The organism is Chryseobacterium vrystaatense (assembly GCF_000737765.1).
Classification (GTDB): domain Bacteria; phylum Bacteroidota; class Bacteroidia; order Flavobacteriales; family Weeksellaceae; genus Chryseobacterium; species Chryseobacterium vrystaatense.
Genome location: NZ_JPRI01000003.1, coordinates 547342 through 570975, shown reverse-complemented (window position 1 = coordinate 570975; position 23634 = coordinate 547342). Strand labels below are relative to the sequence as shown.

28 protein-coding genes are annotated in these 23634 nt (G+C 39.7%); 20 read left to right on the top strand and 8 right to left on the bottom strand.

Going from position 1 to position 23634, the window contains the following annotated elements; translation table 11 throughout:
* Position 1: 1 nt before the first annotated feature.
* Together IW16_RS11815 and IW16_RS11810 are read right to left on the bottom strand one after the other, a co-directional pair.
* Entirely contained in the window at positions 2 to 490 is a 489-nt protein-coding gene (locus tag IW16_RS11815) for a MarR family winged helix-turn-helix transcriptional regulator (RefSeq protein WP_034744103.1), read from the bottom strand.
* A 141-nt stretch (positions 491 to 631) separates the two neighbouring features.
* Positions 632 to 1504: an AraC family transcriptional regulator gene (locus IW16_RS11810; RefSeq protein WP_034744100.1), complete on the bottom strand. Its 873-nt coding sequence runs from the start codon at positions 1502 to 1504 to the stop codon at positions 632 to 634.
* Positions 1505 to 1577: 73 nt separating this feature from the next.
* Here IW16_RS11810 and IW16_RS11805 point away from each other — a divergent pair, with 73 nt between their 5' ends.
* Positions 1578 to 2957 carry an MFS transporter gene (locus IW16_RS11805; RefSeq protein WP_034744097.1) on the top strand — a complete coding sequence of 460 codons (1380 nt, stop codon included), beginning with the start codon at positions 1578 to 1580 and terminating at the stop codon, positions 2955 to 2957.
* 42 nt (positions 2958 to 2999) lie between these two features.
* Positions 3000 to 3386 (top strand): hypothetical protein, encoded by a 387-nt coding sequence (locus tag IW16_RS11800; protein WP_034744094.1) that lies wholly within the window; start codon positions 3000 to 3002, stop codon positions 3384 to 3386.
* Positions 3387 to 3496: 110 nt separating this feature from the next.
* Here the strand turns inward: IW16_RS11800 and IW16_RS11795 are convergent, their stop codons facing one another.
* Positions 3497 to 4126, bottom strand: a complete 630-nt coding sequence (locus IW16_RS11795) for a helix-turn-helix transcriptional regulator (protein WP_034744091.1) — start codon at positions 4124 to 4126, stop codon at positions 3497 to 3499.
* Positions 4127 to 4318: 192 nt separating this feature from the next.
* On the opposite strand from IW16_RS11795, the gene IW16_RS11790 reads away from it, so the two are divergent.
* The 6 genes from IW16_RS11790 (at position 4319) to IW16_RS11765 (ending at position 7939) form a co-directional block, all read left to right on the top strand.
* A complete protein-coding gene (locus IW16_RS11790) occupies positions 4319 to 4945 on the top strand; it encodes a superoxide dismutase (protein ID WP_034744089.1) in 627 nt (208 codons plus the stop codon).
* Between the two features lie 30 nt (positions 4946 to 4975).
* Positions 4976 to 5476 carry a DUF2480 family protein gene (locus IW16_RS11785; protein WP_034744086.1) on the top strand — a complete coding sequence of 167 codons (501 nt, stop codon included), beginning with the start codon at positions 4976 to 4978 and terminating at the stop codon, positions 5474 to 5476.
* 4 nt (positions 5477 to 5480) lie between these two features.
* A complete protein-coding gene (locus tag IW16_RS11780) occupies positions 5481 to 6035 on the top strand; it encodes an NADPH-dependent FMN reductase (RefSeq protein ID WP_034744083.1) in 555 nt (184 codons plus the stop codon).
* A gap of 15 nt (positions 6036 to 6050) precedes the next feature.
* Complete coding sequence (locus IW16_RS11775) at positions 6051 to 7103, top strand: NAD(P)/FAD-dependent oxidoreductase (protein ID WP_034744080.1); 1053 nt, start codon at positions 6051 to 6053, stop codon at positions 7101 to 7103.
* Between the two features lie 5 nt (positions 7104 to 7108).
* Positions 7109 to 7432, top strand: coding sequence for a 2Fe-2S iron-sulfur cluster-binding protein (locus tag IW16_RS11770; RefSeq protein ID WP_034744351.1), 324 nt, complete (start codon positions 7109 to 7111; stop codon positions 7430 to 7432).
* A gap of 159 nt (positions 7433 to 7591) precedes the next feature.
* Positions 7592 to 7939, top strand: a complete 348-nt coding sequence (locus IW16_RS11765) for a 4Fe-4S dicluster domain-containing protein (RefSeq protein WP_034744076.1) — start codon at positions 7592 to 7594, stop codon at positions 7937 to 7939.
* Between the two features lie 112 nt (positions 7940 to 8051).
* Here the strand turns inward: IW16_RS11765 and IW16_RS11760 are convergent, their stop codons facing one another.
* Together IW16_RS11760 and IW16_RS11755 are read right to left on the bottom strand one after the other, a co-directional pair.
* Positions 8052 to 8987, bottom strand: a complete 936-nt coding sequence (locus IW16_RS11760) for a ketopantoate reductase family protein (RefSeq protein WP_034744074.1) — start codon at positions 8985 to 8987, stop codon at positions 8052 to 8054.
* Positions 8988 to 9050: 63 nt separating this feature from the next.
* Positions 9051 to 9632, bottom strand: coding sequence for a Crp/Fnr family transcriptional regulator (locus tag IW16_RS11755; RefSeq protein WP_034744071.1), 582 nt, complete (start codon positions 9630 to 9632; stop codon positions 9051 to 9053).
* A 166-nt stretch (positions 9633 to 9798) separates the two neighbouring features.
* Between IW16_RS11755 and IW16_RS11750 the strand changes: the two genes are divergently transcribed.
* The gene (locus IW16_RS11750; RefSeq protein ID WP_131327885.1) at positions 9799 to 10659 is read left to right on the top strand and encodes an NAD(P)-dependent oxidoreductase; all 861 of its coding nucleotides are present in this window, start codon (positions 9799 to 9801) and stop codon (positions 10657 to 10659) included.
* A gap of 85 nt (positions 10660 to 10744) precedes the next feature.
* Here IW16_RS11750 and IW16_RS11745 read toward each other — a convergent pair whose 3' ends face one another.
* Positions 10745 to 11554, bottom strand: coding sequence for a class I SAM-dependent methyltransferase (locus IW16_RS11745; RefSeq protein WP_228376927.1), 810 nt, complete (start codon positions 11552 to 11554; stop codon positions 10745 to 10747).
* Between the two features lie 493 nt (positions 11555 to 12047).
* Between IW16_RS11745 and IW16_RS11740 the strand changes: the two genes are divergently transcribed.
* The 9 genes from IW16_RS11740 to IW16_RS11700 all read left to right on the top strand — a co-directional run bounded on the left by IW16_RS11740 (position 12048) and on the right by IW16_RS11700 (position 19841).
* A complete protein-coding gene (locus tag IW16_RS11740; RefSeq protein WP_034744065.1) occupies positions 12048 to 12422 on the top strand; it encodes a hypothetical protein in 375 nt (124 codons plus the stop codon).
* Between the two features lie 108 nt (positions 12423 to 12530).
* A complete protein-coding gene (locus tag IW16_RS11735; RefSeq protein ID WP_034744062.1) occupies positions 12531 to 12872 on the top strand; it encodes a hydrogenase maturation nickel metallochaperone HypA/HybF in 342 nt (113 codons plus the stop codon).
* A 12-nt stretch (positions 12873 to 12884) separates the two neighbouring features.
* Positions 12885 to 13598, top strand: a complete 714-nt coding sequence (hypB, locus tag IW16_RS11730; RefSeq protein WP_051890145.1) for a hydrogenase nickel incorporation protein HypB — start codon at positions 12885 to 12887, stop codon at positions 13596 to 13598.
* A gap of 3 nt (positions 13599 to 13601) precedes the next feature.
* A complete protein-coding gene (locus IW16_RS11725) occupies positions 13602 to 14078 on the top strand; it encodes an urease accessory protein UreE (protein WP_034744059.1) in 477 nt (158 codons plus the stop codon).
* Positions 14068 to 15081 (top strand): ABC transporter substrate-binding protein, encoded by a 1014-nt coding sequence (locus tag IW16_RS11720; RefSeq protein ID WP_034744056.1) that lies wholly within the window; start codon positions 14068 to 14070, stop codon positions 15079 to 15081. The genes IW16_RS11725 and IW16_RS11720 overlap by 11 nt, the downstream gene beginning before the upstream one ends.
* Positions 15081 to 16088, top strand: a complete 1008-nt coding sequence (locus IW16_RS11715) for a FecCD family ABC transporter permease (protein WP_034744054.1) — start codon at positions 15081 to 15083, stop codon at positions 16086 to 16088. Before IW16_RS11720 ends, IW16_RS11715 begins: the two co-directional genes overlap by 1 nt.
* Positions 16085 to 16855, top strand: coding sequence for an ABC transporter ATP-binding protein (locus IW16_RS11710; protein WP_034744053.1), 771 nt, complete (start codon positions 16085 to 16087; stop codon positions 16853 to 16855). Before IW16_RS11715 ends, IW16_RS11710 begins: the two co-directional genes overlap by 4 nt.
* 6 nt (positions 16856 to 16861) lie before the next feature.
* The gene (locus tag IW16_RS11705) at positions 16862 to 17383 is read left to right on the top strand and encodes a GNAT family N-acetyltransferase (protein WP_051890143.1); all 522 of its coding nucleotides are present in this window, start codon (positions 16862 to 16864) and stop codon (positions 17381 to 17383) included.
* Between the two features lie 22 nt (positions 17384 to 17405).
* The gene (locus tag IW16_RS11700) at positions 17406 to 19841 is read left to right on the top strand and encodes a TonB-dependent receptor (RefSeq protein WP_034744051.1); all 2436 of its coding nucleotides are present in this window, start codon (positions 17406 to 17408) and stop codon (positions 19839 to 19841) included.
* 78 nt (positions 19842 to 19919) lie between these two features.
* On the opposite strand, the gene IW16_RS11695 is transcribed toward IW16_RS11700, so the two are convergent.
* The gene (locus IW16_RS11695; RefSeq protein WP_034744050.1) at positions 19920 to 20282 is read right to left on the bottom strand and encodes a hypothetical protein; all 363 of its coding nucleotides are present in this window, start codon (positions 20280 to 20282) and stop codon (positions 19920 to 19922) included.
* A gap of 153 nt (positions 20283 to 20435) precedes the next feature.
* On the opposite strand from IW16_RS11695, the gene IW16_RS11690 reads away from it, so the two are divergent.
* Positions 20436 to 21191, top strand: a complete 756-nt coding sequence (locus IW16_RS11690) for an MBL fold metallo-hydrolase (RefSeq protein ID WP_034744048.1) — start codon at positions 20436 to 20438, stop codon at positions 21189 to 21191.
* Positions 21192 to 21273: 82 nt separating this feature from the next.
* Here the strand turns inward: IW16_RS11690 and IW16_RS25710 are convergent, their stop codons facing one another.
* Positions 21274 to 22269, bottom strand: a complete 996-nt coding sequence (locus IW16_RS25710) for an MsnO8 family LLM class oxidoreductase (RefSeq protein WP_051890142.1) — start codon at positions 22267 to 22269, stop codon at positions 21274 to 21276.
* 264 nt (positions 22270 to 22533) lie between these two features.
* Here IW16_RS25710 and IW16_RS11680 point away from each other — a divergent pair, with 264 nt between their 5' ends.
* Positions 22534 to 23589, top strand: coding sequence for a helix-turn-helix domain-containing protein (locus IW16_RS11680; RefSeq protein WP_083536284.1), 1056 nt, complete (start codon positions 22534 to 22536; stop codon positions 23587 to 23589).
* Positions 23590 to 23634: the final 45 nt, after the last annotated feature.

Genomic DNA, 23634 nt, shown 5'->3' with positions numbered 1-23634 from the left:
TCTATATTTGTTTTAGGTATTCTTTTTTAAACCTGTGATGAAACGATTCATCTTTCAGGCCGGAATCTATACGGTCAAGATAGTTAAGAATTCCAAGATCATCCGAAAGAACCTGTAAGATTGCTTTTTCGCAACTGTCCCAGATCTGTTCTAACTGCGGAAGCATATCTACTGCTTTTTCTGTCAGTGATACCATCTGTTTCCTTTTGTCCGTGTTGTCTTTTCTGATATTCAGATAATTTTTATCGACCATTTTTTTGATGATTGCTACCACAGAAGGATGGGAATATCCCAAAGGTTCGGCAATATCTACGATAGACATTTCTATATTTTTTTGAAGCAACATAAAAACAAGATACCAATTGGGTTCTACCTCTATGTTCATTTCTTTATAAAATTTTCTGACGTCATGGGACATTCGGTCGCTGATTCTCTTTAACCTGCTGTCCAGTGCTTTATATCCCAACTCTTTTATAAAATCCTGATTCATTGACTATTCATTTGAATACAAAAATACAAATATAAAGTGAACTATATAGTTGACTTTATATTTATACTAAAAAACTCCTATTTTATTAAGGAAAGGAATCTTCTCAAACCCAAGGTGATCAATATGTACTTAACTGTATGTCTACATTTCCTGATGATCCGATCTTATTAAAGCATTTTTTCTGTATTCCTTAGGCGTCATATTTCTATGCTTCTTGAAAAGCTTAGATAAATGGCTTTCGTCGCTGAACTGAAGTTCATATGCAATTTCGCTCAATCGGACACTGCTGTATTTGAGATAAGTTTCTACGAGCTTAAGACGGTAATCCAACAGATAATCCTGATAAGAAACGCCAGTGTGCTGTTTGAAATATTCTCCGAAGTAATTCCTCGAAATTCCGAAATGATCTGCTATCGCATGAATTCGGGTCTTTTCTTTATCTTTTACATGCTCCTGAATATAGGTGATGATTTTCATTATGGAAAAAGCTTTCCTGTTTTGCGGCAGATCCGAAGTTTCACTGTCAATGATATTCCGGGCGATAATATTCAGAAGAATAGAAATGCAGTTTCGGATTATCAGATAATCATCGGTTTTGTTCTTATATTCCCTTACGATCTGGGCAATAAGAACCTGAGCAAAACCTTCGTCATCATTATTACGGAAGACACATCCGGCTCTTGCATGGTAGTTATTGCTGATATACTGCAGTTTGTAGAGGTTTTCACAGCTTTCTATACGGTCTGCTTCCAGTCTTATTTTATCGATAAATTCAATAGGACATTCTATGACAACCAGCTCTGCATCTTCACTTGTAAAATAATACAGCTGGTGTTGAGGAATGATAAAAAGCTTAGATTCCTTGAAATTAATAGTCCTTTCATCATACGTAAGCGTTCCGGAGCCTCTCATCACAAAGACCAGAGAAAGAAAGGTTTTTGTTTTGATGGCAATGTCCTTATCAGACAGTTTGATTTCTTTTACGTCAATACGCTCAACGGGCAAAATTTTCATATCTCCATACCGAATTTACCTCCAAAAGTACAATTTTACAGGTACAATAAGCGGTTAATTTTGTAAAAAAAATATGAACATCTATTCCAAACGATGGCAGGCACTTGGCTATCTGACGGCAGGAGCTTTCCTTTCACCTCTTGATTATTTCATTGTGAATATGGCGCTTCCATCCATTAAAAAAGCCTTTAATGCCAGTGATCATCAGCTGCAGATGGTGGTTGCGATTTATGGACTGACCTACGCAGCTCTCGTAGTCTGTGGAGGGCGTCTGGGAGATTTATATGGAAGGAAGAATATATTTATCCTCGGATTGTACCTCTTTTTATGCTCTTCCCTTGCCTGTGCCTTTTCACCGGACATTACATTTCTGATTATCGCCCGTTTGTTTCAGGGGGTTGGAGCTTCTTTTCTGGCTCCTCAGGTCTTGGCCTCCATCAGGGTTTTGTTTAACAGCAGCGAGCAGCCTAAAGCAGTAAGTATATTCAGTTCTGTTTTCGGTCTGGCTTCTGTCGCGGGGCAGCTGCTGGGTGGTTTTCTTCTTAATCTTCACTGGACTCAACTGTCATGGGAAATGGTGTTTCTCGTGAATGTCCCTGTTACCCTGCTCTGCATCATTGGTATTCATTTTACCATGGATAATAAGAGGGAAGAAAAGAAGCAGAAAATTGATTTTACCGGGGCATTACTCTTGATCATTTCATTATTAATGTTCATCTGCCCTATTATTTTCGGACGGAAATACCACTGGGAATGGTGGATCTTTGCTGTTCTGCTGGCAGGAGTTTTATTATTGGCTTTATTTTACAGATATGAAGTTTATTCAATGGCTAAAAACAGACCTGTATTAATCGATCCTACCCTTTTACAGCATCAGCCGTTTGTTCTCTGTCTTTTTATTATTTTCTTTTATAACTTCACATCAGGACTGTTTATCTGCTATCCCTACTATTTGCAGCAGTTTCTGCATCAGAATCCGGTAGAAACAGGCCTGGCAATTATTCCATACGGTATTGCTTTCTTTCTGGGTCCTTTGCTTATTCCAAGGATAAAAATTTCTGCTGACACTATGATCTATGTGGGATTGGGATTACTGATAACAGGATTCTCCCTGACTTCCCTGTTCATTGGTTTTCAGGAAAAGCCTTCTATAGCCACAGATATCAGCTTGTTTTTAGCGGGGCTTGGCCACGGTATTATCATGCCTGTCATGATGCGGAAAACCATTGCTCTGATCAGTAAAGAAAAAGCGGGACAGGCTTCAGGTCTCATCAGTATCAGCATACAGATAGGAAGTGTAACCGGCGGTACCATTATAGGAACAGTATTTTTCAGCACGATAGAGTTTGTGGGATTCCCGAAAGCTTTTGCTTTAGCTGTTTTGATCATTGCCGCAGTTCAGATGATAGGAATTACCATTAATAAAAGACTTCAGAGCTATGTCAAAAAATAAATTCATGCTCTTTTTACTACAAAACATTATATATTTAAACTTATGAATAACACAGACAAAATTATTAAAGAAATCAAAGAATTTCATACCGATATTGAAGCCTGGTTTCGCGGCAAAGAGGATCAGGAAAGCCTTTACAGAAAACTGCTTTCGGGATTTGATTCAGATTTCAAAATGGTGAATGGCCATCATAATACCGTCACCTTAGCTGCGTTCTCCGAGTGGCTACCCGGAGCCTTTGGTCAATTTCCGGACCGAAGTATTGTTCTGGAAAACATTGAGGTTCAAACGACAGAAAGTCATGGCATGGCCACTTATATTGAAATTCAAACTACCGGAAGTACCTTAACGAAACGAAAATCATCAGCGGTTTTTATAATCAATGAAGACAAAGCTTTATGGCTTCATCTGATTGAGAAATGGATCTGATTATTGTGTTTCCTGAAACAGGTTTTGTCTAAAATTTTAAGCGGGTTAAAACCCGCTTCTGTTGAATATTTTATCCGGCATATTGATGTTTACCCAAAGTATCTTGTATCTTAAACAAATTCCCCACTGATTTTATACACACACCGCTGTCCGCCGGAAAGAATGTGATTGACCCTTTCCACCTGATATTCATTACCGATCAGGTTTCTGAAATTAGATAGTTCGGCACGGCAAAATCCCTGGCATTCAGCGGCAGCGGCACAGATCGGGCAGTGATTTTCTATCAGAAAATAGTCAGTCCCTTCCTTCGTCCATTCTGCCATATACCCTTCTTCACTGCGGACTTTCACCAGAACATCTAAACGTTCCTCTATTGAATCTGCTTTTACTAATGCTTTTTCATAACGTTCGTAGGTATTTTTTTCTCTGTCATTGATCAGCAGGTCCAAAGCATTTTCTCCCAGCAGATTTTTTACAGACCTCAGAATCTGAACCGTAACATCCGCGTGGGAATCAGGAAACTGGGCCAGCCCCTTTTCTGTAAGCGTATAGTAAGTAGAGGGACGGCCAACGCCTTCACTTTTTGAAACAGATCTGATGAGTCCTTCTTCGGCAAGATTCAGTAAATGCTTACGCGCACCCTCTTTTGTTATAGAGAGCTCTTTAGAGATCGAAAGAGATGTGGCTTCCCCTCTCATCTTTAAAAACATCAGGATGCGGTCTGCTGCCGGCTTCTTCATTTGACAATATTTAGGTTGTTTTATTTAATACAACAAATATAGGTATTTTCTATAATATCATATCCATACAACTAATTACATCATAATCAAAAGGTTGCTCTCCTTTCTGATCAGTCAATAAAACAACCAATAAGTTGTTTTATTAAAATATATTATTACCTTTGAAACACATTAATCAAAAAAATAAAAGAAATGAACTCATTTACATTACCTCAGCTACCTTATGCTTATGATGCACTGGAACCATTTATAGATAAAGAAACAATGACCATCCATCATCAGCGCCATCATCAGGCATATGTAGATAATCTGAATGCAGCTTTAAAGACCGCCGAAGAAACGTCTACAGATCTGGAATCTATCCTTCAAAGAATCAGTGAATACAGTCCGGCTGTGAGAAACAACGGTGGTGGACATTACAATCATTCTCTTTTTTGGGAAATTCTTTCTCCACAGCCTAAATTAAATGCTGAAGGAAAACTGGCAGAAGCGATCAACACGAGTTTTGGAAGTCTTGAAAATTTCAAGGCAGAAATGAAAAAAGCAGGTCTTGGTCAGTTCGGATCCGGATGGGTTTGGTTATTTGTAAAATTCAGCGGTTCCATTGCGATAGGTTCTACTGCTAATCAGGATAATCCTATGATGGATACACAAACGGTCAACAGAGGCTTCCCGATTCTTGGGATCGATGTATGGGAACATGCCTATTACCTGGCCTATCAAAATAAAAGAGCGGATTACCTTGATTCATTCTGGTCTGTGCTGGATTGGACTGCGGTAGAAAAAAAATACGAAGAAGCGCTTTCAAAAATCAGATAAACAAGTTTAATATTGATTACAGAATCAATTATGGATCAGAAAATTTTCATTAATAAAGCAGAAGCCTCGGGAATTATTGCTCTTGACCTTTTGGACTACAAACCTACTACAGAAATCGTGGAACTGGATATCAAAGACCATCTTTTTATGGGAATGATTGTCAAGGAAAAGGAGTTTAAGGAATCACTCGCAGCCGTTGATTTTTCTGTATACAACGAAAAGGCGGTAGGGATCATCTGCTCTACGGATGCGATTATTCCACCATGGGCATTGATGATGTTAATGGAAAAGTTATCTCCTTATGCCGTTTATGTAGATTTAAACAGTGCAGAAACCATTCTGCTGGATCTCTGGAAACGCCGTCTTATGTATGCTGACCTGAAATGTTACAAAAATCAGAAAGTTGTAGTCAGAGCGAAGGCTGATCATGACCCTGCTCTTTACCTGGTAGCAGCGGGTCTTCTGAAACCTTTGGTCAAAACACTGATGTATGGAGAAATAGGTCTGCCAAAGGTAATTTTTAAAAGTTAAAACAATGAAAGCAATCATATTTAACGGATCATTGGAAAGAAGATCCGAATCTACTTCCGGGAAAATTTCTCAACACTTTGCAGAAAGACTTGAAAAGTCGGGTTTCCGGACGGAGATTTTCACACTGGCAGATTCAGGAATTCCGCTTTTTGATGTTACACTTCATAAAACTCCCCTGGCCGTAGAACGAATGACTCAGCTATTTCAGGAAGCAGAAATCCATTTCTGGCTGGCTCCTCTGTATCACGGAAGCATTCCCGGAGTAATGAAAAACTGCCTGGACTGGCTTGAAATCACTTCAGGACATTATCAGCCTTATCTTACGGATAAAACCATTGGAATGGTGTGCTGGGCAGACGGCCTTCATGCCATGCAGGGAATTAATACCATGGATGCAGTAGCCAAATCTTTGAGGGCATGGCCCATTCCTTTTAGTGTTCCCGTTATCAGAACGGCATTATTTGACCCTGAAGATCCTTCCCGAATATCTACACTGTACGCTGATAAATTTGATAAACTGATCAGCATTGCTACAACAAAAAGGATAGAAAGAATATAATAAAATTAATAGTATATGATAGAGACAGATATACTGATCATCGGTGCCGGTCCTGCCGGCCTGTTTACAGTATTTGAAGCGGGCTTATTAAGAATGCACTGCCATATTATAGATGCACTGCCGCAAATGGGCGGACAACTTTCAGAATTATATCCAAAGAAGCCCATTTTTGACATTCCTGGATTTCCGAGTGTCCTGGCAGGAGAACTTGTGGATAATCTTTATGAACAGGTGAAACAGTTCGAACCCGGATTTACATTCAATGAAGCAGCAGCCCGGCTCCATAAACTAGATGAAAACCTGTTTGAAGTAATTACAGACAAAGGAACGGTTCACCGTGCAAAAGCCGTCATTATTGCCGGAGGGCTTGGCAGTTTTGAACCCAAAAAACCACCTATAGAAAGTATTTCAAAATACGAAGAGAACGGAGTCAGCTATTTTGTAAAAAGACCTGAGGACTATGCGGGAAAAAATGTGGTGATCGCAGGAGGTGGAGACTCTGCACTGGACTGGACGGTACATCTGGCTGAGATTGCGGAATCGGTAACCTTAATTCACAGAAGAAATGAATTCAGGGGTGCTCTTGACTCAGTCGAGAAGGTGAAAAGACTGAAACAGCAGGGAAAAATCAACTTGATCACTCCGGCAGAAGTTATAGATCTTCAGGGAGAAGACCACCTTACAGCAATTGTTATTGAAAAAGAAGGAATGATGCATACTGTTGAAACAGACCATTTTATTCCTCTGTTCGGATTGGTTCCCAAATTGGGACCACTGGCAGACTGGGGACTGGAACTTGAAAAGAATGCTATTAAAGTAGATAACAGCAGGGATTTTCAGACCAATATTTCCGGCGTATACGCTGTGGGAGATATCAATACCTACCCTTTTAAAATGAAACTCATCTTATGTGGATTCCATGAAGCAGCAATTGCCTGCCAAAGTATTTACCAGCGTCTGAATCCTAATAAAAAATTTGTATTAAAATACACTACAGTAAGTGGTATAGAAGGATTTGACGGCACCAAAAAGGAAGCAGAAAAACAGGTAGTATCAACCCTTGACTGATGATAATGAAGGATGAAATCACGATTACAGTAAAAGATCAGGACGGAAATATCCACGAGCTGATCTGCCCTCTTGAAATGGGCCTTAGTCTTAAAGACCTCTGTAAAGCTTACGAACTGCCTATGGAAGCAATGTGCGGAGGAATGGCAATGTGTGCCACCTGCCACTGCTATATTTTGAATGAAACCTCTTCACTGCCTGAAAAAAGCGATATCGAAGATGCTCTTTTATCGGAACTTTTTACCACAGTTCCGACCAGCAGATTAGCCTGCCAGATTCAGCTTACTGCGGCCATGGATGGACTTTCCATAGAAATTGCATCCCATTAATACAAAAGATATAAATACTGCTAAAGTGCTGACCTGATCAGTGCTTACAGCCCACTGTTTTTTTTCATTTAAGTTATGTTTAGACGGAGGGATTTCCGAAACCGTCAAAGGTTGAAAAAATCCCTTTTTTAAAAACAACCTTTAAAAACCAACCTATTTATGGCTATTATAATAACAGATGACTGCATCAACTGCGGAGCCTGCGAACCCGAATGTCCAAATTCGGCTATCTATGAAGGCGCTATCGACTGGCGCTGGCAGGATAAAACTAAACTTTCCGGAAAAGTGACCTTTCCTGACGGAACGGAAGCAGATGCAGGGGCTTATCAACAGGCTTATTCCGATGAGGTCTATTATATTGTTCCGGGAAAATGCACGGAGTGTAAAGGGTTTCATGAAGAGCCTCAATGCAAAACAGTATGTCCTGTAGACTGCTGCGTGGATGATCCCGAACACCGGGAAACGGATGATACCTTATTCAGCAGGCAGGCATTCTTACACAACTAGTGTAAGGAGTACGATCAAAGTTCTTTTTGAAGGATCCGGATAGAAAACAATAAAGGCGGGTTTTAACCCGCCTCCTTTCATATAAAAGCCTTCCTACGGCTTCCGCGAAAAATTATTTTGCTTTGATCTCATTATAAATCTTCTGGGTAAAAGGAGTTTCGATCTCCAATTCTTTTCCAAAATTCAGAACAGCACCGCCCAATAATTCAAGCTCATTGCTGCCTTTTCCGGAATTGACGTCCAGCTGAAGAGAAGTCGGTGTTTCAAAAGGAAATGTAGCCGCCTTTTCAAACGTCTTCAGGATAATATCTGCATCCATTGCAATCAATTTTTTATCGGCAATCCTTTTTATCTCTTTCATAATTTCAGAAGCTTCCTGTTTCTGAACCTCATCTGTACAGACAGTTCCAATAGAGGAATTATGCTTAGCAGTGACCAATCCGAAACTGGCAATGAAAATATATTTGGTCCAGATATCTGCCAGTGAATTGTCTTTGAAATCAAAATCAATTTTACTTTCCTTTAATACCTCCACAACCCAGTCAATATCAGCAGAAAAATGCTGAGGATCTCTTCCAGCGATCAGTTTTCCCGCTTTTCCTTTGTGCTCTACAATCCCCTTTTCTTTGATATGGGATGCTACATAAAGGCAGGTAGGAAGAATAACATGATCTGGAATAATTTTTCTGATTCTTTCGTAAATATCAGCACCATTCATCATCGGAAGAAGTATAGTATCCTTACTGATAACCTCTCTGAGCTGACGGCATATATTTTCCAGGTCATATTCTTTCACACAGATCAGGACAAGGTCGGGATCTTTCACATCACTGATCTGCTGTTCTACGGCATCAGGAAAGGTATGGTTCACAGCATGTTCAGGTGAAATAAGAATTAATCCGTTTTCTTTTACTTTTCGGTACGTTTCTCCCCTTGCAACGAAAGTCACTTTATATTTTTTGGAAGTCTCATTTTCCTGGTTGATTTTAAATCCGAAATATCCGCCTACACCTCCCAGTCCAACAACTGCAATATGTTTCTTAGTCATAACTTTATTTTTAGCAAATATGGGAGTCAAATGCAGAAGTATCACTTGACAAATGAAAAGAAATTACATTTTGTGGATATCTCTTCGTATCCTGCTCAAAGAGCTGTCCTTAATTCCTAAATAAGAAGCAATCACCTTCAAAGGAACATACTGGAAAATATCGGGATGTTTTTTCATGAGGTTTGAATATCTGGTGGAAGCTTTCTGACTTGCCATTTCTATCAGTCTGTCATGAATGCTGTAATAATTAAGAACAAAAAGAAGCCGGCTGAATTCCCTGAATTCCGGGATATTATGAAAATTATGCTGTACATTTTCCAGCCCTGTTTCCCAGAAAGAACATTCGGTAATGGTCTGATAGGTTTCCTTAGCAGGCTGCTGTCTGAAAAATGAAAGAAAATCATTCACAAAACAGGGAGCCACATAAATATTCGTGGTAATTTCCTCGTTGTCCTCATTCAGAATGAAAGACCTTACATAGCCCTTTTCCAAAAAAAACGTCTTGGTACTGACCTCATCTTTATTCAGTACAATTTCATTCGCTTTTAATTCAAAAGGACTGAATGTCTCAGTGATTTTTCCAACCACCTGTTCTTCAATGTCAAACAGGGAATGAAAATAGTGATTAATGGAAGACTTGTTCATGATGATAATGGATTGCAGTAACAGTCAAAAATAAACAAAATCCGGTTACTTCCCTTTATTAATCAGTTTTATCAATAATTACCATCGAAACAATGTGTTTATTAACTTGAAAAATTTAAAGAAATTTGTAGGTTCAAACTGTTTATCATTTCAAAAATCATTTATATTGAAAAACCAGCCCGTCATTGCAGTTCTGTTTCCCGGAGATATGGGAACCCAAATAGCAAAAGCACTAATACAACATCACTTTAAAGTAATCACTGCAGGAGAAGGAAGATCGGTGCGGACGTTAGAAAACATCAGAAACTCAGGAATTATTGACACTCATTCTCTCCAGGAGACCGTTGAACAGGCAGATGTTATCCTTTCTCTTACCAGCCCGGAAGGCAGTATGAAAGTGGCAGAAAGCGTTGTTTCCTGTCTGACAATGACTTCAAACCGCCCCATCTATGTGGATTTAAATTCCAATACCCCTGCTCTTGCCTCATCTATTGAGAAACTGTTTTTACCAGTAGATATTCCTTTTGTAAACGGAGCCGTCATGGGAGCCTCTAAAGACATTCCTGATCATGCCGTACTGGTCGTGAGCGGTGTTCTGAGACATTGGTTTATTAGCGTGTTTGATTCTGTTTTCAGAATAAAAGATGCCGGTGAAAAAACTGAGGCAGCATCCGCTTACAAATTATTGTTTTCCATGGTGAATAAGGGGATGAATGCATTATTTTTTGAAACCATGACCGCAGCAGCCCATTTTGGAATACTGGATGAACTGAATGAAAGTCTTGAAGAATTTCTTCCCGGTACCTATCAGGATCTGATAAAAACGACACCTACCTATCCGCAGCATATTTCAAGAAGAATTGATGAAATGAAAGGACTCGCCGACATGCTGAAAGATGAAAATCTTCCTTACCTCATTGCTTCCGGAACCGCACAAACATTTGAAAGAGTTTCGCAATCAGGTATTTTTGAGAATGAAAACCCCGAAGGCGTTGTAGAAACACTGCAGAATTTTAAAAAATTATAGTCTGAAAAAAAAATCTTACAGAATATGCTGTTAATAGAGAAAATCTTCAGATGACTGAAGGTTTTCTATTTTTAAGATGTACCAATTAAAGCTTGATTGCTCTGGTTGCCATAAAAGCAGGTAGGTAATGATCCATTAAAAATCTGGGACTGGGCTGCATTTCTTCTGTAAAATCACTGATGAGAAATCCTGCTCTTAACTGTCCTCCGATAAGATCCGAAAGTGTATGTCCAAACACAAAGGCCTCATTATTTTCCAGCTTCTTATCAATTTGAGCCTGGTCCAAATCCTTAAGATCAGAATAAGGCAGTTTAAATTTTGGTCTAATGATACCTTCTTCTTTATCCTGCGGGTTCCGGTCACCTACAAAAACAACCGGATTGAAAAAACTTGCCATAAGAATTCCCCCCTTTTTTAAAACTCTGTATGCTTCTTTCCAGACCGGATTGACGTCTTCCACATAATGATTAGAAATGGGATGAAATACAATATCAAATGATCCATCTTCAAAAATCCCAAGGTCTCTCATATCTCCCTGAACCGTTTTCAGGGAAAGACCATCCCGCTCTGCCACACGCTGATCCTGTTTCAGCTGCTCGTCAGAAATATCATAAACCACCACGGAAGCTCCTGCTGCTGCCAGTACCGGAGCCTGCTGTCCTCCCGCAGAAGCAAGACATAATATTTTCTTTCCTTTTACTTCTCCCAGCCATTTCTTATCCAATGCCGAAGGCGTCAGATGAACATTCCAATTCCCGGCTTTAGCGTTATTGATCAGTTCTGTACTTACGGGCTGAGACCACTCGTTTTGTTCCAATGCCTGCTTATTCCAGGCCGATTCGTTATGCTGTAAAAAGTCAATTTTCTGTTCCTGCATTATTGTATTCTTTTTCATTAGGCCCTGTAAATCGTACTTACAAAGCGTTGATCTATCAAATATAGGAAGTTTAACCGCTATTATCACGTGGATTTTGCTGCTTTTTATGATTTTTCTGATTGATTTTGCAGAACTGAGTATTTAAAATTTTCTGCACAACTGATTTTCAAAAGAGAGATGATCTTCAGAATTAAAATTGCGGAGCTGCTTGTTTATTTTCAGTATTTTCTTTCATAAACCTGTCACCATTAAGAATACCATTATTTTCAGTTTAAAAATTTCATCCATAAAAAATAATCAGCTTCATTTTTTAAACATTTTATTTGATCAGCCACACTATTTCAAACAATCAAAAACTGCACTGATTTGCAATCCATTAAACAAATAGAACCACATATACCATTCTCTCCACAGCTCATTTCACCAACAGTATTTAATCCTGATTTTGAACATTTTTAAAAGGTTTTTGGTAATAACCTAGGTCTTAAAAAGATCTAAATTTGTAACACTGATGAAGAAGTCTTTTCACATATCATTTATCTCACTACTAATCCTGCTTTTTATTATATGTACAGGATTTGCCAATGGTACAAAAAATGATATCGGTACAGATTCTTCTAAAAATCAAATCGGCTTAAAAGCTTCTGATGATGCCCAGCAACATGACATGATTTTCATTGTTTCTCGTGATGAAAATGATTTTGATGCGGATAAGACCTTCCTTGATTTTCCCTTTAGTCTTTTTATTAAGCACATTCTATTCTTTAGATCGGATTCCAATTCAAATATGCCCATCAGTTCTGCTTCAGAATTTGTGCACTATTACCATCTTCCCAAATACCTTTTGTTTCATAATTTAAAAATCCGGTTTTCAGCATGTATATAATCGTTTTAAATCTTTAAAACACTGTTACCGGAGTACATTCAGCTCCACTCAAAGTAAGGTTATCTCATTCACTGCAGATAATCAGTTTCACCTATAAATACATAAGCTATGCATGAATTAAGTATAGTGAAGGATATTTTTGACACTTTGGAAGAGCATTATGACGCCAAAGCAGAAAATATCCAACAAATTCAGGTAACAGCAGGACTGTTATCCAATGTTCAGCCGGTACTGATCCAGAATGCATTTGATGCATTTATTACCGATCATCCATGCTATCGGGAAATGGAACTCGAAGTGTTGGTCAATGATATTATTGCACACTGTGACCGCTGCAATAAAGATTTTCAGGTCAGGTACCACAAATTCGTCTGTGATGAATGTGATACTCCCACCTCCCATATTGTTCAGGGAAATGAACTCTTCATTTCAAAAGTAATTTTTAAATAAAATATCATTAATATGTCAGCAGCAAATCCAAAAAGTTTAGGAAACCGCGTAGGCTCGGTTCAATGTGACAATACAACTCTTCACTTATTAAAAGCCAATGATTTTGTGGCTAAAGCCATCAGAGACCGTTTAAAAGGTGTTTGTGTGATCAATGTCTGCTCCTCTCCGGGGTCAGGAAAAACAACTTTGATGCAGGAAACAGGAAAGCGCCTTGGGAGAGATCTCAATATTTCAGTGCTTGTGGGTGATCCTGAGACTGAACGCGATGCGGTCCGTATGCGTGAATCAGGAATCAATGCTCTTCAAATCGTAACAGGTGGAATGTGCCACATTGAAGCCCAGATGATTCTTCAGGCTCTGGATCATATTGATCTTGAAGGCGTGGATTTATTATTCATTGAAAATGTGGGCAACCTTCTCTGTCCTTCTGCTTTTGATTTGGGAGAAGATTACCGGGTAACTCTTCTTGCCTCTACGGAAGGAGATGATAAACCTAAAAAATATCCCCGTATGTTTTTAACGAGTGAGCTCATGCTTGTTTCTAAAGCTGATTTACTGCCCTATGTTCCATTCTCAGTAGAAGCGGTAACGAAAGATGCCCGCGAAGTAAATCCAAACCTGGAAGTAATGACCACCAGTACTTTAAACGGCGATGGCATCGACGAATGGTGCAACTGGCTGAAAGAAAAAGTACAACTGAAAAAAGAAGCTGCTCAGGAAGCTTAACTGATGAATAGAACACGGACAGTCGTCATAGACGAAGTGAAAACAGGAGAAACACCGGATGGATGCCGCCCTGATATTCTGGAGCTCGAATGGTTTGAAAATAAAAAACAAAAACTTACCCGGGCAGCAGTCTCCGGGTTGGTTTTAGAGCTGAGATTGGGTGTCCGGAAAGAATGGCAGCAGGGAGATCTTTTATACAGCGGTGGTCAGCTGATCGCTGCTATTGGCTTCAAACCATGTCTCACCATATGTTTCCCTGCAAAGAATGATGGGGAAGCAGCAGACTTCTGTTACTTTATAGGCAATCAACATCTGCCCTTATTTTTCACGCCGAAACAGGAATTTATGGTTCCATATGACGGACGCCTTTATGAGCAGCTGTCATCAAGATATACCGGACGTATTGAGCTTATCAATACTCAGCTCTTATCGAACCGGTCCCTGCGTCATCTTATCAAAAATAAAACACATGAAATTTAAAAATTTATTGATTACATCCCTTTGTGCTGTACTGATCATCTTACAAAGCTGTAACAATCCTACAGCTTCCGGCAGCAAAGGAACTTCATCCAATAAACAGATCACTGCAACAGACAGCAGGGGTAAAATTATTAGTCTTCCACATGAAGCCATGCGAATCGTGGTGCTGTACAATGCCCTTGTTGATGATGTTTATATGCTTCAGGCAGGAGACAAAATTGCAGGCATCCCACAGCAGGTCTATGAAATGGAAGATACGTATAGTTTCCTTTCCAGGCTTGACAGCAGGATCAGGAATAAAAGTATTCCAACACCGACCTTCGGTGGACAGTCGGGTAATGCAGAAAGTATTGTCGGACTGAAGCCAGATCTGGTACTGACCTTCAGTACTGATGAGGATAATATCAGCCAGCTGGAGAATCTCGGAATCCCTGTATTCACCTTCTCTTCATTGAATGATGAAAAAATCCTTGAAGAATTGAAAAATGTAGGAAAACTGCTTGGAAAACAAAAACGTGCTGAGGAAATTACAGGCTATGTTTCATCGGAAGTGAAGAAAATGAGAGCCTCCAGGGAGACTTCTCCGAAAAAGATATACTATGCCTGGTCCAAAGGACGGATCATGTCTACTTCCGGAAAAGGAAGCCTGATTGATATGGCAATCACCTTATCAGGCGCTCAGAATGCATGTCCCGTTCCTGTGGAAGCTCCCAACATCAGTGCTGAAACCATGTATAAATGGAATCCTGACCTTATCATTTTATGGAATTCCAAATTATCAGATGTATACAGCCTTAAGGAACTGGCCGCACTTCCTGCTGTAAAAAACAAACAGGTATTTGTGATGTCTCCGTCATTCCCTTATGATCCGCATACTGTGAAATTTATGCTGTTTGCCAAGCAACTTCGTCATTGGTGCATGCCTGAATATACCCAGGAAATGCTGGATGAGGATGTGAAGGAAGCCTTTGAAGTGATGTATGGAAAAAAGGGACTGATCTGATGGTGAGGAAAATAAAAACAGTATTGCTATTAGTTCTGCTACCGGTTATTTTGGTTTTGATCTCACTGATGATAGGTTCCAGCCAAAATATCGGCTTCCGGGAACTCTTTCATTACATAGCTCTTGAAACAGGCAATCCTAAAGACATTTCATCTGCAGGAAGTTTACCAACTATCTTATGGCAGGTTCGTCTGCCAAGGATTATTCTTACTTTTTTAGTGGGAGCTTCACTGGCTTCTTCCGGAGGTGTTTTGCAGGCTGTATTCAGGAATCCGATTGTGGATCCTTTTACATTGGGAATCTCTTCAGGCTCGGCATTTGGTGCTGCACTGGCTATGCTTTTTCCGATAATGGCGGTGAATGTATCAGCTTTTATTTTTGGAGTAATTGCGGTAGTGATTACCTATCTGGTATCCTACGCAGGATCAAAGACATCCATTGTAAGCATGGTGCTTTCCGGAATGATTGTCTCGGGAGTATTTACAGCTTTTTTAACCGTTTTGCAGTATCTGAGCGACCCTTATAAATTACAGGCTATTGTGCAGTGGACCATGGGAAACTTACATACGGCTTCATGGCAGAAAGTACATACAGCTTTTTTTCCTGTTGTGATAGGATTAGTGATGATCATTATCCTTCGCTGGAAATTGAATCTTCTGGCTCTGGGAGATCACGAAGCCATGGCCGTAGGGGTTAACCCTGGCTTGTTAAAGCTTATTCTTATGACAGCTGCAACAATGATTACCGCTTCCTGTGTAGCGGCAGCAGGAGTGATCAGCCTTTTTGGATTAATTGTTCCCCATATCAGCAGAATGATCTTCGGTCCGAACAACAGTATTACGGTGTGGGCCAATATCAGCATCGGAGGAGCATTTTTATTATTGATTGATGATGTTTCCCGTACCGTCATGCCATTTGAAATTCCGATCGGAGTCTTTACGATGATTATCGGAGCCCCTATTTTTATTTACTTAATGCGTCGAAACGCTATAAACTGGAACTCATGAAACCCATAATTCGTATTGAACAGCTTTGTTTTGATTATGGAAAAGATCAGGTCTTAAACCATGTCAATGCCCAATTTCCAAAAGGAAAACTTTCTGTTATTCTGGGAAGAAACGGAAGTGGGAAATCCACTTTATTTAAAATCATTGCCGGACTGGAGAAAAACTACAAAGGGAATGTATGGATCTCGGATAAAGAACGCAGAAAGATGAAACCGGGAACATCAACACCTGTACGGCTTGGATTTTTAACCCAATTCCATCAGACTACTTTTCCATTTAAAGTATTGGATGTGGTGCTGACGGGACGAGCGTCTTTTTCAAGGTTTTCACCAGATCAATCCGATTATGCTGCGGTAGAACATATTCTGGATAAGTTTCATTTAAATCATTTAAAAGATAAACCTTACACTTCCCTGTCAGGGGGCGAACGTCAGTTGGTATTGTTGTGCAGAGTATTGGTTCAGAAACCTGATATTCTCATGCTGGACGAACCTACCAATCATCTGGATCTGCATTATCAGGTAGCTGTACTTGAAGTGATCCGTCAATTGGTGAATGAGGGAACAACGGTTTTATGTGTCATGCATGATCCTAACCTGGCTTTCCTTTTTGGGGACGAATTTTTCGTTATGCGCCATCATGAATTGGTTCCGGTAAAGTCGCTGGAAAAAGATGAACTAAAACAGCTGCTGGAAGATACCTATCAGGTTCCTTTAGTGGCTTTGGACAATCGCGGAGTTCCCATGTTTGCCCCTCAATTAAAATAAAAAAATATGAAAAAGCATGAAGAAATAACGATTTCTATGGTGAGAGACTGCCATTTGGGCGAAGTACTGCCTTATGTTCTGGAGTTCAGGCGGCAGCTGTTTCCATTACTTGATCCGTCAATTGTACCCAAAGATCTCGTTAATTTCGAACAAAACTATCTTCAATCTTCGACAGGGGCTTTTTTACAGGCCCGTACACATAAGGATGAGCTGATCGGAGTAATCGGAATGATGCCTTACGACTATCGTTTTCCACACCTTACTATAGATCAGAGCACTACCGTTGAGGTTGCGAGGCTGTTTGTCGATCCCGGATACCGTAGAACGGGTATTGCCAGCCGTCTGTTTCAGGAATTGGTAAGAACTGCGGAACAGAAAAATATAAAACGTTTATACCTGCACACGCATCCTTTCCTTAAGGGAGCTTATGAATACTGGCTGAAACATAATTTTAAACTTCTCAGGTACTGTTCAGAAGCCAACTACGAGACTTTGCATATGGAATTAATGATTTCCGCAGACAAATAAATACAATAAAGAAAAAATACACATGAATACAACAAGAAAGGCGTTATGCATCAACGGTATAATGCTCTTACTTCCTTTTGCCTTATCAGCACAGGAAACCCACTCTATTTTCGGCACGATTCTGAATCAGGACGGAAAAGTAATATCTAATGCCACCGTTACCATGAATACAGGAGCGAGTCCGGTACATACAACGTCAGAAGGTCATTTTAAATTTGAAGCTCCTGTTCAATATCCGGCTCAATTAATGATCAGTGCCAAAGGATACTCAGGTTCCCATATGACCCTGGATTCGCTTTCTTATAATGATAAAAATGGAATCATCATCCGTCTTGCTGAAAATCAAACGGATATTCAGGAGGTCCTGATCACGGCACGAAGAAACAATTCCTATCTCACCAATACACTGGAACTGGGTGGGAAGTTTTCCGGAAATCTAAAGGATCTTCCACAGTCGGTTTCTATTGTCAGCAGTGAATTTATGGAAGACAAACAGGCTTACACAACCCGTGAAGTCGCTCAGGATCTGGCAGGGGTAACCACTGCATCTTCTTACGATGATCTTATTATCCGTGGTTTTAAAAGTGGTTATGAAACAGGAATTCGTCTGGTCAATGGATTGCGTTCCGGCTACAGCTATGGAAACAGTTATTACCGGTCACCCTTAACGATCAACCTTGAAAGTGTTTCGGTTTTAAAAGGTCCCGGAGCATCATTATTCGGTGATATTACTCCAGGCGGAACCATTAACATGGTCACTAAAAAACCATTGGAAAAACAAAAGGGATCTGTAAATTTTTCCGTCGGCAGTTTTCAGACGCTCCGTACAAGTATTGATTTGGGAGGGCCTCTTGATAAGGAAAAGAAAATTCTATATCGCCTGAATGCAGGTTATGAAGACAGCAAAACTTTCCGTAATGTCAATCAGCAAAAAAACTTTATGATCGCTCCGTCTTTTACTTTCAAACCTTTAGACGGAACTCAGGTGGATATTGATTTGGTATACGATCAGTTTCACGGATATCTCGACCGGGGAATGGGTTTGAGAAATAATGATTTTTATGCCCTGCCCCGCTCTTTTACATTAAGCCAGCCCTCCGATTTTTACAATACCAAAACATGGTCCTTCAGTGCAAGGCTGAACCAGCGTCTTACCCATAATCTTTCATTGAATGCAAGCTATATGAAATCTGTGTATCAGGAGGATGTCAATGAGCACCGTACGCTGAACAGCTATGCTGATGCACCGCTCAATACCATCATGAATATGCGTTTCTTCGACCGTCATGGAAAGGATTATACAGATAATTCCGTAGTTTATCTTAAATGGGATCTTCCTGGCAAAACCCTGCAACATCACCTTATTGCCGGATTAGATTATGCTCAGTATCAGGGAGACAGCAACAACCAGCAGAGGGAGGCCAGACAACAGAAAATAGATGGGAAAAATGTTCCTCTTACCTTTGACCTGAACAACCCTACGTATACTACTCACGATCTGAGCAATTATGTGTGGCTTCCACAGGGTAATTATCCTTTTTTAAGCCCATATAAAACAACAGGAATCTATATACAGGATCAGATTTCATTTGCAGAAAGATTAAAACTGATTGCAGGATTGCGCCATGAGCATTACTACTCGGAAACAGTAAGCTCTGCCAACCGTTATCAGGCGACACAAAATGCCTGGCTGCCACGAATTGGAGTGACGTACCAAATCAGTAATCAGATCAATTATTTCGCAAGCTATTCACAGGGCTTTGCTCCTGTAGGAGCCAATTTTATTGAAAACTATAAGGATTACGGTGCAGAAAAACCTTTCACGGCAGAGCATAGTTTCCAGATCGAGACAGGCCTTAAAACAGGATTTTTTAAAAACCAGCTGCAAATGGATCTGTCACTTTTCCATATTGAAAGAAGAAATATGCTGATCGCGACAGGTGAAATAAGTACTACAGGATTTCCCGTATACAGACAGTCCGGAAAGGCATTATCAAAGGGAGTGGAACTGGACATCCGCGGTCAGCTGACTAAAGAATTTCAGATCATGGGAAATTACACCTATAATCAGACGGAAGTAAAATCTTCCTCTATCGCCTCAGAAACAGGCCAGTCTTTGCCGGGGGCTCCTGAAAATATGGCCAGTATGTGGCTGAAGTATGTATTCTCAAAAACAGCCTTAAAAGGACTGGGATTGGGTGCCGGTGTTTATTATGTTGACAGCAGACGAATGGATAACAGCATTGGAAAAGACAGTGGAGGCAACGCACTTTGGGGATACTGGCCGTCTTATACAACGGTAAATGCTGCCGTCTATTATCATATCGGAAAAATGAAAATGGCGGTGAATGTCAATAATGTTTTTGATACGTATTATTTTCTGGGTGGTTTCGACTACACCCGAGGATTCCCGGGAGCACCAAGAAATGTAATGGTTTCTGCCGGATATTCATTTTAATTTTTTTTAATCTTGATAAGATCCGGGTTGTCTTCTGACAATCCGGGTTTTTATTTTAAATCATCCTGTAGCAGAAGTTTAAAATTCTTCCCAGCCGTCATTCTGAGGATCATATTTTACAAATTCACCGGTATCGGTAAATTCTGAGGCCGTCATTCCTACTTCAAAAATAGAACTCTCACTTAAGCTTGCATTGAAATACAGTCCTTTTTCGGTAAGCAAAGCTGTCCCAAAATCTTCATCCGGATGATTGAAGTGAAGCCCATGATCATCTTCTCTGATGAATTCGTATTTGTATTTTAAAAGGCGCTCTTTTAAGCCCGCCACCTGCTTTTCCGTAAAGGGTATGAGATTTTCTTCAAGGTCAAAAAAGCTGTCGTCATCTGCAGCCTGCTCTTTTTCTTTTGTTTGTATACTGAATAACTGGATATTGTAACTCATAAGGAGAAGGTTGATTATTGATCCGCCAATATAATACTTTTATTGATCTAAAAACTGATCATCATACAGAAAGCCGGAAAAACTGATACAATCCAGCCTTCATACGGTGGGAATTACCATCATAAATTTCTATATTGTCGGGAAATATTCAGAATGAAAAGAATTCATCACCTTAATTGTGTGAAGATCGTTACTCCCTTCAATGATAATGTAACCGGACACTGTCTTCTGATCGAAGAAGATGCCGGACTGCTTCTGATAGATACAGGACTGGGGCTTCAGGACATCGAAAATCCGGATGAACGTCTTGGAAACGATCTGATAAAAGCAGTAGGATTTGAGCTTAATGATCACGATACAGCTTTCCGGCAAATTAAAACATTGGGACTGGATCCTTCTGCGGTAAAACATTGTGTCATCAGTCATCTGGATCCGGATCATACCGGTGGACTGGCAGATTTCCCGGATGCCAAAGTCCATGTATCCCAGGAAGAACTGAAGAACTTTGAAAGCGGAAACCCCCGTTATCTTCCCCAGCATCTGAATCACCATCCTGATCTAAAAGTTTATGGTGCTTCAAATGAGGAATGGTTTGGAATGGAAGCCCGGAGAATACACACCGAATTTGAAACTGAACTATTCCTTATACCTATGTACGGACATACTTCAGGACATTGCGGAGTTGCCTTAAAGTGGGAGGAAAAATGGATACTTTATGCAGGAGATGCCTACTACATCAGGGAAGAACTGGACAATGCTGATCATCCTGCCGGAAATCTGGCCGAAGCAAGAGCAGATGATAATACATTACGTCTTGCCTCTATGGAAAAAATCAAAAAACTCATAAAAGAATATCCTGAAATCAAGGTATTCGGATATCATGACCAACTTGAATTTTCCGGTTGGTAGTCGAGATGATAAAGACCTTCTTATTGAATTTTTACAAAGAAGGTCTTTTTCATAAGCAGTCAGATCCTGATCAACCGCCATTTTAATTATTGGATTCAATAATTGTTTTATAAGTGTATATGCGGTCCGTTTCCCTGTACATATTGCAGAGGATCAGGAGTTCATCCGTATTGTATTCCTCTCTCTTTTCCTGTAATCTCACTGAAATATTTTCTGGTGTGTCTATAATGATATGATCAAGAATCTTAAAGAATTCTTCTTCATCGTCACTTCCCATAATTCTCTTTTCAATAATTTCGGTGGGCAAAAGTGCTTCCGGAGCCTGTATATGCCTTGCCTGCAGAAACTGATAGGCCATGCCGTAAGCATTATAGCGGGCTGATTTAAGATCTCCGGCAACGGATGCAGCAACAGCCACCTGGAGTGAGGGATCCGGACTGTACTGGTTTGTGTTAAATTCATTCAAGTACAGATCGGTGCTTTCCGTTCCCTGTTCATTTTTCATAAAATCAGCGTAGGAATAGCCCACACCATGTGTTGCTGCTTCTCTGGCCGATTGAATACCGGAACCGAGCCAAAGAATTTCCGGAAAGTAATCAAGCTCCACAGGCTGGGCAATCAGTCCGTCATAGATTCCTTTTTCTTCTTTAATATACCGGATAATCTCTTCCAGTTTGGTTTCCTGACTGGCCAAAATAACAGGTCTGTGATTATTCAGGGCAGATACCGCATCTTTTAATCCTCCCGGAGCTTTGCCAAGACCGAGAATAAACCGTTCAGGGTACAGCATTCCCAGCATTTTTGTCCATTCTGCGATTTTATAGGCCGAATAATTTTTCATCATAATCCCTCCTGTTCCGACTTTAATCCGTTTGGTTTTGCTTAATATGATGGCAGAAAGAATTTCCGGACTCGAACTTCCGTACGCTTCCACACCGTGATGTTCCGAATAAATTATTTTATGAAAACCTGCTTCATCTGCAAATACGGCAAGGTCAATACTGTTCTTCAAGGCCTGCAGAGCGCTTCCTCCGTTAATGGTGGGAGACTGATCCAGAATGCCCAGTTTTAATTTCATATCTGCTTGTTTATTTTCAATTTAAAACTAAATAGGTACCGGTTGGATACTTATACTTTTGAAAATGAGGTGATGGTCATTTTATATTTTTAGGTAGACAGTAAGTTTCTTCATTGTTTTTGGATATCGTAAGCCTTCTTTCCGTCTGATGGTTTACATATCAAATAAACACAGAAAACTTTTTATAAAAATACCAAAAATTTAATGATCTGTTAAAAATATACTTCCTGTTTATTGATAATTTTGGGAAGATTTAAACTGGCTATGTTATACATTTTAATGGTTGTCATCCTGCAGGCTGTAATTACGCTGGCTGTCTTACTCTGTCTTGCCAAAAACAGGAAATCCTTTCACAATATGCTGTTGTTATATATTGTAACGGTAGTTCTGGACATGGGATACGAATATTTCATCATCCAAAGATTCGGCTATGAATCTATTCTTTATGAAATACCGGGCAGTCTCAGGGTTTTTAAAGGTTTAATATTTTTATACATTACTTTTTATCTGATTAATTTCAAGCATCGGGACAAACTGAAATACCTCCTCTACCCTTTCTCTGTGATCGTGCTCACCCATACTCTTGGATTGTCTGCAAAGTTATTTGGCTATCCGGAGGGAGATCTCATTATCCGTCTGTATTCAAAGTATTTTGCCAATTATTATATCCATTACTGGATAGGAAGTCTTTTTATCTGTATTATTGTATTGTACCTGCATCAAAAAAAGGCCGAAAACCCTTTTATCAAAAAGTTTCGGTTATTTTTATCTTTCGTATTACTGAGTGCCCTGACTTTTTGGACCAGTTATAAATTGGGCCTCGATATTTTTCTGTTTCAAAAGATATATAACCTTTCATTTCTGATCCAGTTCGCCTGGATATTGTACGTTTATATTTTAACGTACCACGAACAGCAGAAGAAAGAAACAATGATCATCAATGAAGAGGTACCATTTAAGGAAAAATATCAATACAAAGATCTTTCTAAAATAGATTTTGAAAAAATAAAATCTTCAATAGAGGAATTTTATGACAAGAGCATTGTATATCTGGATGAGGATTTTACTCTGGAACAACTTTCACAGTATTTATCAATCTCAAGAACCGATCTTACGATAACATTCAGCCAGTTTCTTGCTTCCAACTTTCATGAATACACCAACCGCAACCGTGTTTTACAATTCAAACGTATGCAGGAAGAAGAGCCTGATTCCAATGTTACGGATCTTGCTTATCAATGTGGATTCAAATCCAAATCTACCTTTTATAAATATTTCAAAAAAGAATTCAACTGCCTTCCTACAGATCATGTTTTATAATTCCCAAGCGTTATATTACAACTATTTAACATACATAATATACTG

Excerpts from the sequence above, each read along its gene's own strand:
- IW16_RS11815 (WP_034744103.1), bottom strand. The coding sequence starts at position 490 with ATGAATCAGGATTTTATAAAAGAGTTGGGATATAAAGCACTGGACAGC.
- IW16_RS11810 (WP_034744100.1), bottom strand. The coding sequence starts at position 1,504 with ATGAAAATTTTGCCCGTTGAGCGTATTGACGTAAAAGAAATCAAACTG.
- IW16_RS11805 (WP_034744097.1), top strand. The coding sequence starts at position 1,578 with ATGAACATCTATTCCAAACGATGGCAGGCACTTGGCTATCTGACGGCA.
- IW16_RS11800 (WP_034744094.1), top strand. The coding sequence starts at position 3,000 with ATGAATAACACAGACAAAATTATTAAAGAAATCAAAGAATTTCATACC.
- IW16_RS11795 (WP_034744091.1), bottom strand. The coding sequence starts at position 4,126 with ATGAAGAAGCCGGCAGCAGACCGCATCCTGATGTTTTTAAAGATGAGA.
- IW16_RS11790 (WP_034744089.1), top strand. The coding sequence starts at position 4,319 with ATGAACTCATTTACATTACCTCAGCTACCTTATGCTTATGATGCACTG.
- IW16_RS11785 (WP_034744086.1), top strand. The coding sequence starts at position 4,976 with ATGGATCAGAAAATTTTCATTAATAAAGCAGAAGCCTCGGGAATTATT.
- IW16_RS11780 (WP_034744083.1), top strand. The coding sequence starts at position 5,481 with ATGAAAGCAATCATATTTAACGGATCATTGGAAAGAAGATCCGAATCT.
- IW16_RS11775 (WP_034744080.1), top strand. The coding sequence starts at position 6,051 with ATGATAGAGACAGATATACTGATCATCGGTGCCGGTCCTGCCGGCCTG.
- IW16_RS11770 (WP_034744351.1), top strand. The coding sequence starts at position 7,109 with ATGAAGGATGAAATCACGATTACAGTAAAAGATCAGGACGGAAATATC.
- IW16_RS11765 (WP_034744076.1), top strand. The coding sequence starts at position 7,592 with ATGGCTATTATAATAACAGATGACTGCATCAACTGCGGAGCCTGCGAA.
- IW16_RS11760 (WP_034744074.1), bottom strand. The coding sequence starts at position 8,987 with ATGACTAAGAAACATATTGCAGTTGTTGGACTGGGAGGTGTAGGCGGA.
- IW16_RS11755 (WP_034744071.1), bottom strand. The coding sequence starts at position 9,632 with ATGAACAAGTCTTCCATTAATCACTATTTTCATTCCCTGTTTGACATT.
- IW16_RS11745 (WP_228376927.1), bottom strand. The coding sequence starts at position 11,554 with ATGAAAAAGAATACAATAATGCAGGAACAGAAAATTGACTTTTTACAG.
- IW16_RS11740 (WP_034744065.1), top strand. The coding sequence starts at position 12,048 with ATGAAGAAGTCTTTTCACATATCATTTATCTCACTACTAATCCTGCTT.
- IW16_RS11735 (WP_034744062.1), top strand. The coding sequence starts at position 12,531 with ATGCATGAATTAAGTATAGTGAAGGATATTTTTGACACTTTGGAAGAG.
- hypB (WP_051890145.1), top strand. The coding sequence starts at position 12,885 with ATGTCAGCAGCAAATCCAAAAAGTTTAGGAAACCGCGTAGGCTCGGTT.
- IW16_RS11725 (WP_034744059.1), top strand. The coding sequence starts at position 13,602 with ATGAATAGAACACGGACAGTCGTCATAGACGAAGTGAAAACAGGAGAA.
- IW16_RS11720 (WP_034744056.1), top strand. The coding sequence starts at position 14,068 with ATGAAATTTAAAAATTTATTGATTACATCCCTTTGTGCTGTACTGATC.
- IW16_RS11715 (WP_034744054.1), top strand. The coding sequence starts at position 15,081 with ATGGTGAGGAAAATAAAAACAGTATTGCTATTAGTTCTGCTACCGGTT.
- IW16_RS11710 (WP_034744053.1), top strand. The coding sequence starts at position 16,085 with ATGAAACCCATAATTCGTATTGAACAGCTTTGTTTTGATTATGGAAAA.
- IW16_RS11705 (WP_051890143.1), top strand. The coding sequence starts at position 16,862 with ATGAAAAAGCATGAAGAAATAACGATTTCTATGGTGAGAGACTGCCAT.
- IW16_RS11700 (WP_034744051.1), top strand. The coding sequence starts at position 17,406 with ATGAATACAACAAGAAAGGCGTTATGCATCAACGGTATAATGCTCTTA.
- IW16_RS11695 (WP_034744050.1), bottom strand. The coding sequence starts at position 20,282 with ATGAGTTACAATATCCAGTTATTCAGTATACAAACAAAAGAAAAAGAG.
- IW16_RS11690 (WP_034744048.1), top strand. The coding sequence starts at position 20,436 with ATGAAAAGAATTCATCACCTTAATTGTGTGAAGATCGTTACTCCCTTC.
- IW16_RS25710 (WP_051890142.1), bottom strand. The coding sequence starts at position 22,269 with ATGAAATTAAAACTGGGCATTCTGGATCAGTCTCCCACCATTAACGGA.
- IW16_RS11680 (WP_083536284.1), top strand. The coding sequence starts at position 22,534 with ATGTTATACATTTTAATGGTTGTCATCCTGCAGGCTGTAATTACGCTG.